15 protein-coding genes and 1 pseudogene are annotated in these 15547 nt (G+C 41.1%); 11 read left to right on the forward strand and 5 right to left on the reverse strand.

Annotation, left to right across the window (positions count from 1 at the left end; translation table 11 throughout):
* Nucleotides 1-32: 32 nt before the first annotated feature.
* Nucleotides 33-1340 carry a 6-phospho-beta-glucosidase gene (locus UB51_RS06575; protein WP_044876620.1) on the reverse strand — a complete coding sequence of 436 codons (1308 nt, stop codon included), beginning with the start codon at nucleotides 1338-1340 and terminating at the stop codon, nucleotides 33-35.
* A 309-nt stretch (nucleotides 1341-1649) separates the two neighbouring features.
* Between UB51_RS06575 and UB51_RS06580 the strand changes: the two genes are divergently transcribed.
* The 10 genes and pseudogenes from UB51_RS06580 (at nucleotide 1650) to UB51_RS06625 (ending at nucleotide 11958) form a co-directional block, all read left to right on the forward strand.
* The gene (locus UB51_RS06580) at nucleotides 1650-2510 is read left to right on the forward strand and encodes a MurR/RpiR family transcriptional regulator (protein ID WP_044876621.1); all 861 of its coding nucleotides are present in this window, start codon (nucleotides 1650-1652) and stop codon (nucleotides 2508-2510) included.
* A 228-nt stretch (nucleotides 2511-2738) separates the two neighbouring features.
* Nucleotides 2739-3653: an N-acetylmuramic acid 6-phosphate etherase gene (murQ, locus tag UB51_RS06585; protein ID WP_044876622.1), complete on the forward strand. Its 915-nt coding sequence runs from the start codon at nucleotides 2739-2741 to the stop codon at nucleotides 3651-3653.
* 52 nt (nucleotides 3654-3705) lie between these two features.
* On the forward strand, nucleotides 3706-5151 hold the full coding sequence (locus tag UB51_RS06590; RefSeq protein ID WP_044876623.1) for an ABC transporter substrate-binding protein: 1446 nt from the start codon (nucleotides 3706-3708) through the stop codon (nucleotides 5149-5151).
* 89 nt (nucleotides 5152-5240) lie between these two features.
* Complete coding sequence (locus UB51_RS06595) at nucleotides 5241-6167, forward strand: carbohydrate ABC transporter permease (RefSeq protein WP_044876624.1); 927 nt, start codon at nucleotides 5241-5243, stop codon at nucleotides 6165-6167.
* A 17-nt stretch (nucleotides 6168-6184) separates the two neighbouring features.
* Complete coding sequence (locus UB51_RS06600; RefSeq protein WP_044876625.1) at nucleotides 6185-7045, forward strand: carbohydrate ABC transporter permease; 861 nt, start codon at nucleotides 6185-6187, stop codon at nucleotides 7043-7045.
* A 1-nt stretch (nucleotide 7046) separates the two neighbouring features.
* Nucleotides 7047-8243, forward strand: coding sequence for an anhydro-N-acetylmuramic acid kinase (locus UB51_RS06605; protein ID WP_044876626.1), 1197 nt, complete (start codon nucleotides 7047-7049; stop codon nucleotides 8241-8243).
* A gap of 28 nt (nucleotides 8244-8271) precedes the next feature.
* Nucleotides 8272-9234 carry a GNAT family N-acetyltransferase gene (locus tag UB51_RS06610; RefSeq protein WP_044876627.1) on the forward strand — a complete coding sequence of 321 codons (963 nt, stop codon included), beginning with the start codon at nucleotides 8272-8274 and terminating at the stop codon, nucleotides 9232-9234.
* A pseudogene (locus tag UB51_RS06615) lies at nucleotides 9235-9684 on the forward strand (PIG-L deacetylase family protein); the annotation flags it as partial.
* 80 nt (nucleotides 9685-9764) lie between these two features.
* Complete coding sequence (locus tag UB51_RS06620) at nucleotides 9765-10904, forward strand: exo-beta-N-acetylmuramidase NamZ family protein (RefSeq protein ID WP_044876628.1); 1140 nt, start codon at nucleotides 9765-9767, stop codon at nucleotides 10902-10904.
* A gap of 133 nt (nucleotides 10905-11037) precedes the next feature.
* Nucleotides 11038-11958 (forward strand): N-acetylglucosamine kinase, encoded by a 921-nt coding sequence (locus tag UB51_RS06625; RefSeq protein ID WP_044876629.1) that lies wholly within the window; start codon nucleotides 11038-11040, stop codon nucleotides 11956-11958.
* A gap of 87 nt (nucleotides 11959-12045) precedes the next feature.
* Here UB51_RS06625 and UB51_RS06630 read toward each other — a convergent pair whose 3' ends face one another.
* The 3 genes from UB51_RS06630 to UB51_RS06640 are packed head-to-tail and all read right to left on the reverse strand — an operon-like array spanning nucleotide 12046 to nucleotide 13420.
* Nucleotides 12046-12675 carry a hypothetical protein gene (locus UB51_RS06630; protein WP_044876630.1) on the reverse strand — a complete coding sequence of 210 codons (630 nt, stop codon included), beginning with the start codon at nucleotides 12673-12675 and terminating at the stop codon, nucleotides 12046-12048.
* Nucleotides 12676-12689: 14 nt separating this feature from the next.
* Nucleotides 12690-13094 (reverse strand): permease prefix domain 1-containing protein, encoded by a 405-nt coding sequence (locus UB51_RS06635; RefSeq protein WP_044876631.1) that lies wholly within the window; start codon nucleotides 13092-13094, stop codon nucleotides 12690-12692.
* The gene (locus tag UB51_RS06640; RefSeq protein ID WP_044876632.1) at nucleotides 13094-13420 is read right to left on the reverse strand and encodes a PadR family transcriptional regulator; all 327 of its coding nucleotides are present in this window, start codon (nucleotides 13418-13420) and stop codon (nucleotides 13094-13096) included. Before UB51_RS06640 ends, UB51_RS06635 begins: the two co-directional genes overlap by 1 nt.
* A gap of 213 nt (nucleotides 13421-13633) precedes the next feature.
* Here UB51_RS06640 and UB51_RS06645 point away from each other — a divergent pair, with 213 nt between their 5' ends.
* The gene (locus UB51_RS06645) at nucleotides 13634-14653 is read left to right on the forward strand and encodes a ketoacyl-ACP synthase III (protein WP_044876633.1); all 1020 of its coding nucleotides are present in this window, start codon (nucleotides 13634-13636) and stop codon (nucleotides 14651-14653) included.
* A 176-nt stretch (nucleotides 14654-14829) separates the two neighbouring features.
* On the opposite strand, the gene UB51_RS06650 is transcribed toward UB51_RS06645, so the two are convergent.
* A complete protein-coding gene (locus UB51_RS06650) occupies nucleotides 14830-15264 on the reverse strand; it encodes a VOC family protein (protein ID WP_044876634.1) in 435 nt (144 codons plus the stop codon).
* Nucleotides 15265-15547: the final 283 nt, after the last annotated feature.

Here is a 15547-nt window from a genome sequence, read left to right on the forward strand (position 1 = left end):
CAATTCTTATTAGTGCTAGATCATGGTGTTTGTTATTTGGATGAATTCTCCTCTTTGAAAAACTGTGGAAGATATGCTTTGTGGGCTTCCTTCATCTCATGGAAACAAGCATGTGCTGCGTCGTAGTCACCTACCAACGGATTCATTAATAACGCGCGCATGGCAGCATCTTCATTGCCGGATACGGCAGAAGCCACAGTCTCACGCTCATATGCTTTGACCATACGCATGTAATCGATAATATGCTGATTGTTGAAATTATTAATCTTGATTGGTTTAGCACCATCCTTACCTACAACAGCGCACACTTCAATGGCGTCGGAGTCCTCCATGAAATCTAGGGCACCCTTATTAAGGAGGTTAACAACATGTACCTCTTGCTTATCATTATAAATAGCGTCAACTAAGCTGATAGCCACTTCAGAATAGTTGGCGCCTCCACGTGAAAAGAGCAGGTCCGGCTTGGTATGGAGCTTGGAATCCAAGTAGATCTTTAACAGGTCTTCCTCAATTTGAACACATTTTTCTCCTCGGGTGATGTCACTTTCTTTGACGAGTTTAAGCTTTTTCTCTTTAAAGTAATAGTATTCCATATAGGAAGAAGGGATGGCACCTACCATCTGGATTAGCTCCTTGCTAAACCCACTGGAAGGGATGTTTTGCATAGCCTCGCTATTGAGACCCATATCTAAAGCGGTTTTTAGATAATCGATGCCGTCCTCCTCAATGGCCGTAATCCAGCTTAGATGATTGAGCCCAATATAGGTAATGTCAGGTTGGTTTAAGTTGAGGGTTTCACGGATGCTATTGAACATATTGTAAGGAACATTGCATAGACCAAGCATCTTCACATTGGTGTGGTTAAGTATAGCTTCTGTAATAATACCAGCAGGATTAGAGAAATTAATGAGCCAAGCATCAGGACAAAGCACTTTCATACGTTCCGCGATATGAAGCATGACTGGAATGGTACGCATCGCTTTAAAAAAACCACCGATTCCACAGGTTTCCTGCCCTATTAAATCGTATTTCAGAGGAATTTTCTCGTCCAATACCCTTGCAGGTAGTTTACCAACACGAATTTGTCCGAGTACAAAGTTAGCATTCAATAACGCTTCATCCAGATCTTGAGTCATAATCACTCGACAAGGTATTTCTGCCGCTTGTATCATGCGTACGCAAAGTTTACCTACAATGTCTAGTTTTATATCATCGATATCCATAAGTACTAGCTCAGTGATGGGTAAAGCATCTTTACGCTTAATCATACCTTCTATTAATTCAGGAGTGTAGGTACTACCGGAGCCAATAATAGCGATTTTCAAGGATTTTTTAGTCATATAATCCACCTTTGTATGAATTTGACTTGGTAATGACTTGATTTTGACGATATTATAGCATGGGTTAAAGAGGTCTTACAATATAAATTTGAATTAAAATTTTATATTGATAATTATATTTCAAAATAAAATTTCAGTAATAGCTTAAATTTTTACAATATTTTCTTGCTTTTATTCTTGTGTTTTGAGATGGAAGCATTTATGATAAGATAGAATTTCTAGGTGGAACACTATATCTTAACCAGTCGTTCTATTTGTTTCGGGATGTGTAGAATAGCTAGAAGAATTTTATTGTGAGTAGGTAATTGGATGATAACTAATGATAATATTTTAATTAAGATTCGGGATATGAAGGATAGTTTGACGCCGGTAGAGAGAATGGTAGCTGAATACATTCTAGGGAATATGGATGACATTCCTCATCTTTCAATTAAGAATTTAGCACAATTGAGTAAAACCAGCGATGCTTCTGTTCTGCGCTTCTGTAAGACGATGGGCTATAGTGGTTACCGCAATTTTATTGTGAGTATTTCTGCTTCACTTGGCTCTATGGATGAGGAACAAAAGGATCAGTACACGGATATTCAACCAGGAGATGATCTATCCATTATCATCTCTAATATTTCTCGAAACAACATTAAATCTATTGATGATACCCACAGCATCATTGACCGAAATGAAGTAGCCCGTGCTGTAAAAGCGCTTCGTCGTAGCCATCGTATCGTTTTTTTTGGAATCGGGGCTTCCGGTCTGGTAGGTATGGATGCGGAACAGAAGTTTACCCGAATCAATAAGATGTGCCACACCTACACGGATGGACACAGTCAACTGACTGCAGCGTCATTATTAGAGAAGAATGATGTGGCGATCTTTATTTCGAATTCAGGAGATACAGTCGAGATTCTAGATGCATTGGAGATTGCCAATAAGAATGGAGCATGCAGTATTGCAATCACCAAATATAATAAAAGTGAGTTAGCAGATAAGGCTAAAATCGTGCTAAGCATCTCTACACCAGAACTTACCATTAGGAGTGGTGCCATGGGATCGCGGATTGCCATGCTCACGGTTATTGATATTCTTTTTGCAGGGGTAGCCAGTGCGGAATATCAAAATGTAAAAAAATATTTGAGGAAAACGCATAATATTTTGGCGAGCAAACATAGATAATTAACAGAATATTTAAGGGGATCGGCCGATTGTTGAGCTGATGCCTTTTTTTGTGTTCTAAAAGAAATAAAAAAACAATAAAATAATTTTATATTGAAATAATATTTCAAAAACCATTGACGGAATCTTAGGTTCAATTTAAAATGATCTTAATAAATGGAATGTTAGATATCATCACAACATCTGTTTATTTAAATATCACGCGATACCTATCGAAGGAGGATGGTTATGGATCAATATCTTGCGGGACTGACTACAGAGGAGATTAACCCAGATACGCTGATGTTCGATGAATGTTCAACAGAGGAAATGTTGCAACTCATGAATCAGCAAGATTCGAAGGTTCCGGGTGCGGTTGCAGCAGTAATTCCGGAAATCGCTAAGGCAGTTGATATTTTACATGATGTGTTCAAAAATGGTGGCAGAATGTTTTACATAGGAGCGGGTACTTCAGGGAGACTTGGTGTCCTTGACGCGTCCGAATGTCCACCGACATTTGGCACTGATCCACTGTGGGTGCAAGGGCATATTGCAGGTGGTGATACGGCATTGAGAGTAGCTATTGAAGGGTTCGAAGACAACGCAGAGGAGGGAAGTGCGTTAATCGAGCGTTGCGGTGTGACTTCGAAGGATGCGGTTATTGGAATTTCATCCAGCGGGAGTGCCCAATTCGTCATTGCTAGTTTAACGAGGGCTAATGCCATTGGTGCAGCAACGATTGGTTTAGTGAATAACAACAATTCTAAACTTGAAAGCGTTTGCAATGTGTGTATCGCTCCTGTGGTTGGACCAGAAGTGATTATGGGCTCTACAAGATTGAAAGCGGGTACTGCACAGAAGCTAGTTCTTAATATGCTATCAACCTGTACGATGGTGAAGCTTGGAAAGACGTATAACAATCTCATGGTAGATTTAAAGGCAAGTAATATCAAATTGGTTGATCGGTCCATTCGTATTATTAAGGCAGCAACGGGCAAGGACACGGATACGGCAACCAAATACTTAGAAAAGGCATCCCTGAATTGTAAACTCGCGATTATGATGATCAAAACGGGTTTGGAAGCAGAGAGGGCAGAGCAAGTGCTAGAGCAATGCGAAGGTAGTTTAAAGAAAGCCATTCGTACATTCAGTAACGTTGTTTAGTCTAGCAATGATTCGTTGTGTAATCATTTCGATAACCTTGAGGAGGCTTATTATGAGTAAAAAAGGACATGTTTTTGCATCAATATTGGCTGTAACTATGGCTTTGACGACGATGACAGCATGTGGAAACTCATCAAATACCGGAGGTTCCAACCAAGCTAATCCTGCAGACTCAGGCAGCACGACGACAGTGGCAAAAGACACGATTACGGCTCTACTTCCTCCGGTATCAGGTAATTTTCAAGATAATTTCGCGCAAATGGAGAAAGATTTTACTGAATTATATCCTAATTTAACATTGAAGATAGAACCTGCGAGTTGGGAAGATATGACGCAGAAGCTGGATACACAGGTTAATGCCGGTAGCCCTCCGGATATTGCCTTCATCGGTTCGGATGGGATTTCAAAATATATGGAGCAGGAAATGCTCATGGACATCACGGATACAGCTACACCAGAGATGATCGCTGATTATGATGAGAAACCATTAGAATACATGAAAAGAGGCGAGGGTCTTTACGGCTTCCCGGGATATATGGAAGTTCATGCATTGGGCGGAAATAGAGTGTTTCTAGAAGAAGCGGGTATAGATTGGAAAAGTATTCAGAAAAGTGGTTGGACATATGAGGAATTCCGTGAAGCCATCAAAAATGGCGTAGTTAAAGAGGGGGGCAAAACTTCTCGTTACGGATTTGTATTCGCTACCGCTGGCGTTGCTTCTAAAGATTACTTGAATATCTTGATCAAGAACGCGGGTATGCCAGCTGCATTTAATAAGGACTTGAAATTCGCTTACACTAGCAAGAACTATTTGGAAGTCTTAAAAGCGGTTCGTGAACTTATTGATGATGGTTCAATGCCTAAAGAGCTCAGTTCGGTGGATGCAGGTAAACGTTGGAATATGTTCCTTACGGGTCAAACCATGATCACAGGTAAAGGTCTTGCTACTTTTGAGAATTCTGCTAATAAAAATAATGAGAAGATTAAAGCCAATGATGGTAGTGCCGTACAAGGAAGTATTGAGGCTGAATATATAGTCTTGCCTGTTCCTTCATTCTTGGGTGAGGAACCCATGTCAAGTACTGTTGTTGATGGATATGTTACTTTCCGTGGTAAAAAGGAACCAACAGCGGAGCATAAAGAAAATGTAGTGAAAGCAGCGTACTTCTTAGCAAGCGGTAAAGTATCAGCAACGACAAATAATGATCTCTTCGCAGCACATATCACGAAAAGCGGTAGAAAAGCTGCTGAAAGCATGACAATTAACAGAAACCCTGACAATGTTGAAGCGGTTGAAGTTCTCCTGTCTCACGCTACACCTGCACGTCCAGATATCCCAGCAGAATTAGGTGCAAAAGCGATCAAAATTGAAGATGAAGTCATTATTCCAAAATTACAAGCGTTACTGGCTGGTGAAATAACTCCTGAAGATATGTATGAAGAGGTCCATTCGGCAGCGATTAAAGCATTCGGTGAAGACGGAGTTGTAAAGGATTAGTTACTTTCATCGGATAGTCGTGTGAATTTACAATGCGACTATCCGAACAGATATGTATGAGACTGATTATTGAAAAGGGGTCTTGCGATATGATTCAGTCAGCTAAACCGATAAAAAAACTTAGCCTGCTAAAAAGGCGTAGAAAAGGAATAAAAGGAGATGAAGCTTGGGGATATGCATTTATCGCCGTGGCTTTGGTGGTATTTGCGATGTTTACGGCTTACCCCGTTGTTAGCGCTTTCATTATCAGTTTTCAGCAATACAAACCGCTGGGTGCCACCTTTATAGGTTTTGAAAATTATATTAATGCTTTAACGGACTCCCTATTTTGGAAATCCATAAAAAATACTATTGTGTATACCGTATTAACGGTACCCGTTGCCTTACTTATTTCATTTTCAGTCGCAATTTTGATTCTGCCGTTGAAGAAATGGTTACAGACGACCTTCAAAGCAGTCTATTATCTCCCAGCTGTTGCTTCTGGCGTATCCTTATCCGTTGTCTGGCTCTGGATGTATGATCCGATGTCAACTGGAATTTTCAATAAGCTTATTGGACTATTCGGTATTCAGAACCAGAACTGGTTGGGGTCTAGTAGTACCTCCATGCTCTCATTGGTGATTATGGCTTGGCTATCTAGCCATGGTACAAGTATTATCATCTATATCGCTGGGTTATTAGGCATTGACGATAGCTACTACGAAGCGGCAGAGCTGGATGGTGCATCTTTCTTGCAAAAGTTATGGTACATCGTCATTCCTTGTCTAAAGCCAACGACGTTATTCCTATTGGTAACCGGTGTCATTGGTTCTTTCCAGGTGTTTCAAAATGCCTACTTGATGACAGGCGGGGGGCCAGACAATTCAACAACGATGGTAGGATTGCTCATTTTTAATAATGCATTTAAGTATTTCGAATTCGGAAAGGCGGCAGCTCAATCTCTGATATTGGCGCTAATTATTGCTGGAATCTCATTGTTTCAATTTAAATTCCTTGGAAATGACGTGGAATATTAAGGGGAGGAGAAGCGGATATGTCATTATATAACAAGTATACTGGGAACAAAAAAATAAAATATACCCGAAATGCTGCTTTGATAATTGTACTCATCATGTTTGCATTGGCAACGTTATTCCCCATCTACTTTATGGTCATTTCCTCCTTTGGAGATCCTGTCGAAGCAGGCGCGATGAGTTATTCATTATTCCCTACAAAGATATCTCTGGACTCCTATAAGTTTTTCTTTAATTACAGTGTATATTCCTACAGATGGCTCTTAAACTCTCTTATTGTGGCGGGTAGCGTCATGATATCCAACGTGTTTTTTGCCAGTCTGGCAGGGTATGCATTTTCCAAAATTAAATTCAAAGGCAGGAAGGTGCTGTTCGCTTTACTCCTTTGTGCGATGATGATCCCTTACCAGGTAACACAGGTACCTTTGTACATTCTGATTGTAAATATTTTTCATATTCAAAATACCTACAGTGCGCTAATTCTGCCTGGTCTCGTCACTGTATATAATATTTTTCTCGCAAAACAGTTTATGACCACGATTCCGACAGAGATTCTAGAATGTGCCAAAATTGAAGGCTGCAATCAGTTTCAAACATTTTTTAGAATCATCTTGCCTTTATCCAAAACGATATTAGCTGTCATGGCGATCCTTACCTTTATGGACAGCTGGAACACTTTCTTCTGGCCGTTCCTTGTCACTAATACTATGGATATGCAGACCATTCAAGTGGGCTTGAAGAACTTTCGGTTTGCCAACACTACTTATTTCGCACCGATGATGGCAGGCGCCGCCATATCTGCTCTTCCGATGTTTATTCTCTTTTTCAGCCTGCAAAAGTATTTCCTAGAGGGTGTTACCGTGGGAGCGGTGAAAGGATAAGATGACTAGCATATATAATTCTGTGGACAACCGTCGCTATGTTGTGGGGTTGATGTCTGGTACTTCTGTGGATGGCATGGATGCAGCTGTGGTTGAAATCATCGGCATTCCTAGTAATCAACTGCAAGTCAGACTCCTTGCGTTCGAGAATACCCCTTATCCCGTAGAAGTTAGAGAAGGAATTTTTGAATTATTTGACCCTGAGAAAGCAACAGTAGACAAAATTGGATGCATGAACATGTTACTTGGTGAACTATATGCAGAGGCTGCACTATCTGTGATCGCGAAAGCAGAGCTTGCTCCTGGAGATATTGAAGTCATTGGTTCCCACGGGCAGACGATTTATCATGCTCCAGAAATTCAGCAAATACAGGGTTATCCTGTGCATTATACAGTACAGATCGGTGAAGGCGCCGTGATATCTGCCAGAACAGGGATTCCCTGCGTAACTGACTTTCGTATGGCTGATATGGCTATGGGCGGACAGGGTGCGCCACTCGTTCCATTTACGGAGTATCTGTTGTACCGCGAGGATCAACGAACCATGCTCTTGCAGAATATTGGGGGTATCGGCAATATTACTGTCATTCCTGCGGGCTGCACATCCGAGCAGGTATTTGCTTTTGACACGGGGCCAGGTAACATGCTGATCGACGGTGTCGTGGCGAAACTATCATTAGGAGAACAGACGATGGATGTAGGGGGAGCTATTGCTCAAAAGGGGCGTGTAGATTCCGATCTTCTTCATCTATTACAGCAAGAATCGTACTACACGCTACCTTTACCAAAATCTACGGGTAGAGAACGGTTTGGCTCTTTTTATGTAGATAAGTTACTTAGCTATCAACAAGAACATCGACTTTCTTCGGAAGATCTTATAGCAACAATCACGATGCTCACGGCATGGTCGATTGCAGAGGCTTATCGCCTCTTTATCCGTAATGATTATCCATCAGATGTTATGGTAGTGGGCGGTGGAGGAAGCTATAATCCCGTGCTGATGAAGTTTCTTCAACAAGAGATGGAACCCATGGGCGTGCAGGTGCTTACTCAGGAGGATGTTGGTCAGAGTAGTGATGCCAAAGAGGCGATTGCTTTCGCTGTGCTTGCTGACTATACATTAGCTAGACTACCCAATAATCTTCCTAACGTTACAGGAGCTCAAAGATCTGTGATTATGGGGAAAATATCATACTAGACTCTCACTAGGGTGGAGGTATCCTATCATGATTAAGTCTTGGGATAACCAGTATTTCGACGGTGTTATTGCATTGTGGAACAAGGAAGCCGTGGAAGATGGCTATAAAGAGCTTACTGAAACTAGCTTCGCAGATATCTTCTTGTCTAATTCTTATTTTGATAGAGAAACAGCATTTGTTTTACTGGAATCGGATATCGTAAAAGGCTTTGCCTGTGGATGTACAGGAGATGATTTACCTTGGGGTGACGTGGCAGGCTATGTCACCTGTATCGTCTTATCTAGTGACTGTCAATCCGATGACTATTACAAGTTATTGTTAGAATCATTAGAGAAACGATTTCAACATTTGGGTAAAAGGCAGGCGGATATCCTGTTCTTTAATCCTATGTTATTACCTTGGTATATACCAGGTACACCGAAGTATGAACACAACAATGCACCCGGTGTGCCGTTGGATAGCAAGCTTTATCCGTTCCTATTAAGTCAAGGATATGTAGATCGTTCAAGAGAATGTGCTATGTATCTGAATTTAGCTGATTTCTTCATTTCAGAAGATATGAAAGCGAAAGAAGAAAAAGCAGTAACAGAAGGTTACAAGGTAGAACGATTTGATCTGGAAAAGCACAGTGGAGTCGTTGAGATGCTAGCCCGATTGAATAATCCCTTATGGGATACACAGATTCCTAAATATATAGCAGACGGTGTACCCATGGTGATTGTAGCTTATGAAGGAAGAGTTGTTGGATTCGCAGGCCCAGTGATCTGTCAGGATAATGGTAGAGCTTTCTTTGCCGGAATTGGGGTGCATCCAAGTCATGAGGGGCATGGCCTCGGCAGCATTCTTTTCTTTAAACTATGTGAAGCATTCCAGAACATCAATACAACATATATGTCCCTATTTACCGGAAGAAACAATCCTGCAATGCGTATTTACGAAAAGGCTGGTTTTCAGCATGCAAGAGAATTTTCTGTCATGAGAAGGGAGTAGTTACAGGATACAGATGAAATGCGTCTGCGGGTATGTGATGTGATTCGTAAGGTGCGTCCTAATATTATCATCACTCATTTTAAAAATAGCATGCATAAGGATCATATGACGACCCATCGTATTGTCAATGATGCCCGCTTTTACGCTGGATTAGCTGCAATGGAACGCGAGAATCCATCATTCTTCGCCTCAAGATTATATTATGCTGAGAACTGGGAGGATGCCGTTGACTATAAGCCTTATGTGTATGTGGATTTTTCTGAAGAAGCTCATGATCTGTGGATTAAGGCAGTATCCCAGCATGGGTTCGTAACGGGAAGTAAATCTTTCCCTTACTTAGAATATTACAAGCATTTATCTAGAGTTCGTGGTATAGAGGCTCGGAAAGATTATGCAGAGACCTTCATGGTTCCAGAAGAAACGATGCGTGTACTTAAAACTGAATTATAATTGGACAAAGGAAATGACTGTAGCGAGTCATAGTGGTTACAGTCATTTCCGAATCATACTATGATTTTCCGGAGGTAGCTATGATCCGAAACGGAATTGACTGTATTGCGCAATACGCCCACTTATTCAAGGGGAAGCGCTTGGGACTGATTACGTCACCAACGGGATTAAGCCATGACTTTGTATCCACGATTCAAATTCTGCATGAGAATTTCAACCTTGTCGCACTGTTTTCACCAGAACATGGTGTGCGTGGCGATCAAGATGCAGGCGCTCTAGTAGATACCTATCTGGACCCTGTTACAGGTGTACCTGTACATAGTTTGTATCGTAAGGATTCCAAGCGACTGACTCAGCAAATGTTGGATGCGGTAGATCTGGTCGTATACGATATTCAGGATGTGGGAGTGCGCTACTATACCTTTATCTACACGATGCTCTATGCTGTGGAAGACTGTGCTAAAGCAGGCAAAGAGTTTGTCGTTCTCGACCGAATCAATCCGCTCGACGGTGTTACAGTGGAAGGAAATATTATGAAGCAAGGATATCAATCTTTTGTCGGGAATTATCCACTTAGTGTGCGCTATGGGTTGACTGCTGGCGAGGTAGCTATGATGGCCAACGACCAGATGCAGTGGAGTTGTGAACTAAATGTGGTTCGATGTGACGGCTGGGATCGGAGATTGCAATTCCCTGAAATCGGCCGAATCTGGGTACAGCCATCCATGGGCATACCACGATTTGAATCAGCGCTACTGTATAGCGGTACTTGTATATTTGAGGGTACCAACATCTCTGAGGGGAGAGGTACTACATTTCCTTTTGAAATTATAGGAGCACCATTTATCCAACCAGAGCAACTAGCGGATGAAATGAATGGGATGAAGCTACCTGGAGTGTTATTCCGACCGGTATTTTTCAAGCCTACATTTTCTAAACACCAGGGAGAGCTATGCGGCGGCGTGCAGCTGCATGTAACGGATGCTCGTGCCATACACGCTGTGGAGACGGGTGTTACGCTGATGTATACCATCAGGCAACGCTATGAGGAATTTTCCTTCTTGCCACCGCTGAAGGAAAATGCGAGACCTTTTATTGATTTGTTGTGTGGGGATAAGCTGTACCGTGAGAATTCAGTAGATGTTTCGGCTTTATTAGAGCAATTTCGTGAGGAAAGTCGGGGATTCGCACAGATCAAGCAGGTGTATCATCTGTATTAACGCAGGGGATGGCATGAATCATCTGCCATGTGCGCGGCAAGTTAATAACCGTTAAGAAGAATGACAAAGATGCGTGCCATTGCATCTTCCCGTATTTTGAGCATCGCAGTGATCATAAGGAGATGATTCATAGATGAGATACGTTGCAGGATTGGATGGCGGTGGTACAAAAACTGCGGTGACAGTAGCCGATGAGACTGGACTCGTAGTGCATACTTTTATATCCGGTGCTATTAACTATAATGGACAGGACGAAGCTAGTATTCGTCGTAGTTTCCAAGAGATTTGTGTAACCCTTGCAAAGGTGTGCGGTAGTTTGGATCATTGCGTAATGATCTGCATCGGTGCGGCTGGAGTCAGTAATCCTACGGTCATCTCTCGGATAGAGTCTAATGTCAGAGATTGCGGGTATGAGGGAGGACTGATCATCACTGGAGATCACGAAACGGCTCTTTACGGTGCACAAGATCATTTGCATGGCATGATTCTCATTGCTGGTACCGGGTCGATCTGTTATGGGAAAAATGAATGCGGTCTTTCTCATCGCACGGGTGGTTATGGTCACCTCATTGATGATGAGGGCAGTGGTTACAGTATCGGTCGGGATATCCTCAAGACTGTGGTTCAGGCGAATGATGGTCGTTTACCTCCAACAGAAATGACGAGGATGGTGTATAAGCAGCTTCGTGTGGAGACGGTTCAGCAGATCGTTGGTTTTGTGTATGATAAAAGCACCAATAAAAAGGACATCGCTGCTTTGGCTCCTATTTTGACAGATGCCTGTGCGTTGGGAGACGAAGCAGCTCTGACCATTGCCAGAAAAAGCGCAAGCTCCTTGTTCGAACTGGTGGTTCCTATCGTGGAAAAACTGTCTCTGCAGGAAGGAACCCTTGCTATGGCGGGCAGCGTTCTACTCAAGGTTACCTTTGTTCAGGACGTTTTTATAAAAATGATGAAACAGCATTATCCCGGGATACAATGTATCATTGCCAAAAAGGATGCAGCTAGTGGTGCAGTGCTTATGGCGTTGAACCATTTAAATGAAGTTCATTAGATTCTCTTTGGATATTCATTGAAATCATCAAGGTTGCATGACATCTATGAGATAGTAACCTTGATGATTTCTTTCATGATTAGCGCATCAATATCTCCTTTTACCGTAATAGTACATGCTGAGAGGCCACCAAAGGATGGCGAAGATAGGATAGACTGCCCAGATGGTGTTCTCGGTAGAAATAACATTGGTTGTAATGAAAAACAAGCTTGTGAGAACACATGCTACAATGGAGAATTTGAAATATTGCTTGTTTTTTTCGAAATAGATTGCTAAAGGCCACCATAATACTAGAAAGGATGGATATATTACCCAAGGATAGTGAGGTGCATAGAATGAATTGAGCACTGCGTAATAAACAATCGTACACAGACTTCCTATGATGGCTGTTGTAACCGTTGAAGCATATTTCCCTAAATACATAAGAATGGGCCACCAAAGAAGGGGATAGATAGCAAAAACAAACCATATATGATCCGGACTATTTAACATATTCTCGATGATTAGAAATGAAATGAGGATTAATGAGGTTACGGCTGAGTAGTGTTTAAGTTTTCCTTTTGTCAAAAAGTAGATTGAGATCGGCCACTGTAGAATAGCAAAGGAAGGATAAATAAACCATATCTGATGAGGTGTAGTATTGTAATTAATAATGGAAAAAAACAGGATGCTCATCACACTTGCAACGGTAGCAAAACTAGCTTGATGCTTATTCATTATTTGTATCCCCCTTATTTCATTCCTAACCATTTATAGAACATCGCTAGTGGCCACCATGCTACAGCGAACACAGGATACACGAACCAGATCACATCGGGTGAATAATAAAGATTAATGAATACAAACAATGCCGTAATAAGTCCGCTTCCCCAAAGTGAGAATCCTAAATGCAAAGAAAAGCGTTTTTGGTTTCTAAGGGGCAGTGGGTTCGTACCAAGCTCTTTTTTAATATCCTCAATATCACCAAACTCAACGATGGTCTTATTAATGGCATCTTCCTCGTCTTTACCACTGAACATCAAATCACTTACTTTCTCTTCCAGGTTCTGAATAATGTCTTGCATCATCAGTTCCTTTTGTTCACTTGCAGGGATATCATTAAATAATTCCTTAACATGATCTTTAATTTTACGCATTACATACCCTCCATAAAAATATTTATTATTTCCTTGATTTCTTGCCATTCTTCAACAGTTTCTTTGAAATAGGCCTTTCCAAGCTTCGTAATTTTGTAATACCTACGTTTGCCTCCATGCGAAATGTCTCCGAAATAAGATTCGATTAATTCTCTTCTTTCTAACCTCTGGAATACCGCATATAATGTGGCCTCTTTAATCTGAAAGCGGTCATTTGTCCGCAAACTGATCTCTTTGGATATTTCATAACCGTATTGATCCTTCTCATATATGAGCCGCAAAATAATAGCATCTAAATGCCCACGAATTATGTCACTACGAACCATTTGCGTCCTCCTTGTTGAAAAAGTATTCTATCTGGTAGAGTAAAATTATCACATATTGCTCTATCTGTCAAAGTAATTTTTGACGGTTATTTTTTTGTTTATATTTTAAAAATAGGGGTACTATGGATATGCTGTTAAAATGGACATTTATATGCTATTATAAATATAGTATCAGGTACTAATACCAGATAATAAATTAGGGGGCGTGAGTAAATGGAGCAATCAAAAGCACGTATCACTGCCATCGGTTCCTATGTACCCGTTAAAAAAATGACGAATTTCGATTTGGAAAAGTTGGTGGATACCAATGATGAATGGATTGTGCAACGAACGGGGATTAAAGAGCGCCGTATAAGTGAACCTGATCAATATACGAGTGACATGTGCGTATCTGCCGCTCAGGATCTCATGCAGAGATATGATAAATCTTTATTTGATGTAGATTTAATCCTTGTGGCGACGACTACGCCAGATTTCATTTTTCCAAGCGTTGCAGCAATACTTCAAGACAAACTCGGCATTTCTAGTTCGGTAGGAGCCATTGATCTAAGCGCTGCTTGTTCTGGATTTGCTTATGCACTCCACGTGGCTGAAGGAATGGTGGCTTCTGGATTACATCGAAAAGTCCTCGTGTTTGGCGCGGATACGATGTCTAAAATTACGGATTATACAGATCGTACAACCTGTATATTGTTCGGGGATGGCGCTGGGGTCGTTTTGGTAGAAGCAGACCCAGAGCAAACAAGTTTTCTAGCGTACCATCAAGGAACAGAGGGTATCGGAGGAGCTCACGTATATTTGAAAGGCATGGCTGAGAAGTTGAAAGGTGCAGAAATGAGTAACACTGGAACACTTGTTCAAAATGGAAGAGAGGTATTTCGCTGGGCTGTTCGAAATGTTCCTGAAGGTGTAAAAGCGATTCTAGAAAAAAGTTCGTATACAACGAATGATGTGGATTGGTTTATTCCTCATAGTGCTAATTTACGTATCATTGAGCCGATCTGTGAACGCACGGGAATTCCACTTGAACGAACGTTATACAGTTTAGTGAATTTCGGTAATACTTCCGCAGCGACAATACCACTTGCTTTGGATCAAGGTATTCGTGATGGGAAGGTAAAGGATGGTGAGTGTATCCTGATTTATGGGTTTGGTGCAGGGCTCACACATGCAGGTCTGTTACTTAACTGGAATCCACATCCACAGGTTCATTTACCAGAGTCCGATTTATAATAGAAGTTAGTTACTTATTGGAATAAGTATTGCTCAGATTGCTTATATGATATACACGCTGAACTAATTCTTAATTTCTATATGTTCGAAATCAGATCCAGAACAGATAAAACGGATATGGAACTTTTCTATAGAAGGAAAGTTTCATATCCGCTTTAGGTATATTGTAAATTGTTCTATGTGTTACATGATTGTGTCTCATTATCATAGTTAAACTGCCATTCAATTCCGAACTTATCGGTTACACTGCCGTAGCATTTGCTCCAGAATGTTTCTTGAAGCTCCATGCCAACCTTACCGCCATCTTTTAGTTTATCAAACAAAGATTTAACATCATCAATGTTTTTACTAACGATTGCAAGACTTATGTTGTTTCCTGCAACAAAAGGCATACCAGGGAAAACATCGGAAAACATAACATTACTTCCTTGGATGTTAAGGCGTGAGTGCATGACTAAATCTTTCGCTTCCTCCGGAAGAGGGAATTCTGGATTAGGTGGTGTTTCTCCAAAGGACATGATTTGGGGTTGACCTGCTCCAAATACTTGTGCGTAAAACTCTACGGCATCACGACAGTTTCCATTAAAATTAAGGTATACATCGACAGACATTTACTTCACTCCTTCGTTATAAGTTGTTAATCAATGATAGTATAAAGGGATTTAGGAGCATAAGCAAAATTTCTACCGTTTGCTGCTGGATGCGAGGTAAAAAAGCATATAAGTCTATTCGGCAATTGCATAATGACAAAAAATACGTTCCGATAAATAAAAAAACCGCATTCTACGCAGATATTAATCGGACTATATTCTTGTCATCTTACATTGTCCTGCTAATTCTTTAATTGCGTGCCAACGGCAAAAACCACGAAGTACAGTTGAGCTGTACTTCGTG

Origin of the sequence: Paenibacillus sp. IHBB 10380 (assembly GCF_000949425.1) — a bacterium.
GTDB lineage: Bacteria > Bacillota > Bacilli > Paenibacillales > Paenibacillaceae > Paenibacillus_AQ.